Annotated in this window: 1 protein-coding gene; it reads right to left on the reverse strand. The window is 65.9% G+C overall.

The window, feature by feature from the left end:
• A partial coding sequence (locus tag L5G28_RS19220) for an HNH endonuclease signature motif containing protein (protein WP_237002926.1) occupies positions 1–1259 on the reverse strand: 1259 nt, incomplete at its 3' end.
• Positions 1260–1825: the final 566 nt, after the last annotated feature.

Consider the following 1825-nt stretch of genomic DNA (forward strand, 5'->3'; position numbering starts at 1 on the left):
GGGTCGGCCGGCGGTTGGAACCACGGGTGGCCATCGTCGCCGATGAACACCTCCCACTCACTGTGATGGATGAGCACGTGGTGCATCCGACACAGCAGAACCCCGTTGCCCAGCGAGGTATCTCCGCCCTCTGCCCACGGGACGCAGTGATGGGCATCGGTCCACGAGACCGGGCGACCACAGCCCGGGAAAACGCACCCGCCGTCGCGGACCGCGAGAGCCTTCCGGATTCCGGACGGGAACAGCCGGTGTTCGCGCCCGACCGCGAGAGGGACGCCCTGGTCGTCGACTTCGACGGCCGCGACCGCTGCCGAGCATAGGGTCAATCCGACCGTCGTCGACGACACCGGGCCGGTGAATCCCAGACGCGCCACCCCATCACCTACTGAGGTGTTCCCCGTGGTGGGGACGATCAACGTCGCATGCGGCAGAACTCCACCGCTGGTCGGCCGCTCGGATCCGGACAGATAGGTCCGGATGATCTGACCGAGCGCGTCTGCCCGGCGTTGCCCGGTCGAGCGTGGGTCGGGTGATCCGTCCGGTGACGGGATAGGCCTGCACAGTGGGTCGAGGGCTGCGTGCAGTTCTTCGCCGGTCAGCACATCGAGATCGATCGTGGATGTGACTCGGCCGTCGTCGGCGATGGTCAGCGACATCTCGTTGAGTGCTGCGTTCTCGGCGACCGGAATCTGTTCCGGATCGTCGGTGACGGTGTCGAGGCGGATTGCTTCGCGGCGTGCTGCGGTGGCGACGTCGCCGGGTGTTTCGTGGACGACGAGTTTGCGTGCCAGCTGTTGGCGTTGTGCGTCGTCGAGGTCGATGCGTTGTTCGACGAGCGTGACGCCTTTGCCGACGGCGTCGGCCATCTCGGCCGACAGCGATCCGTCTCGGGTACCGCGTCCGATCACTTCGAGGTGTTCGGTGTGGTGTCCGTTGCGGACGGTTCGGTGCGCGACCGACGGTGCAACGCCGATCGCGGTCAACAATCCCGCCGCAGTTCGGATCCGTGTACGGAACGGGATCCCGGCGACCTCGGCGGCCCGCACCAAGCGGGACTGTGCTGCGTCGAGGACGTTGCGTGCTCGGGCGACTTCGACGATCGCCGACAGAATGTCGCCGTCGTCGGCGCCGACTTTGCTGGCGCGGTCGAGTCGGCACGCCAACCTCAGCGAGTCACCGGCCTCGCGTTCGACGGCGGTGGGTGGAGCGAGTTCATCGACAATGTGGTCGGCGAATTCGCGAACAGTGGAAGCGAACATGACAGGACCTCCTTCGATCCAGGACTTCAGCGACTACGTGGGGCCGGTTGTCGGCGCGCTCGAACCACGGCACCCTGCCGTGGGTTGAGCGAACGACGTGGACCGAACCCCACCCCGTGTGGGGTGCCGGGCACCACCCCGGCAAGTGCCGCCGTAGCCCTCCCGCGGCTCGCACTCTCACCCGAGGAACGAGCAGTCTGTAACGGGTTCGCCTGGACTGCGGCGCGCTATCGAATTGTCAAAGAACACCTGGCTCCTGACACGTTCTCGAGAACTATAAGTATGATATAACTCACCTCCGACAAAAACGTACGTTCGAACAACGAGTGCCCGAAAAGCGTGCCGCCCCGCCGCCTTCCCGCAAACCCTGCCGCCTTCCCGCTACCCCTCTGCCTTCCCGCGAACGCTCTCGCTTCCCGCTACTGGACTGTCCAATAGCGGGAAGCGAGAACGTTCGCGGGAACGCACGACGTTCGCGAGAACAGGCCGCCCACCCCGGCGTCTCCAGGAGTCTGGTCCTGCGGATCGCTCATCGTTTCCCTCTCGTCGTGCGGCACGTCGCCGCG

The organism is Gordonia liuliyuniae (genome assembly GCF_021739025.1).
Classification (GTDB): domain Bacteria; phylum Actinomycetota; class Actinomycetes; order Mycobacteriales; family Mycobacteriaceae; genus Gordonia; species Gordonia liuliyuniae.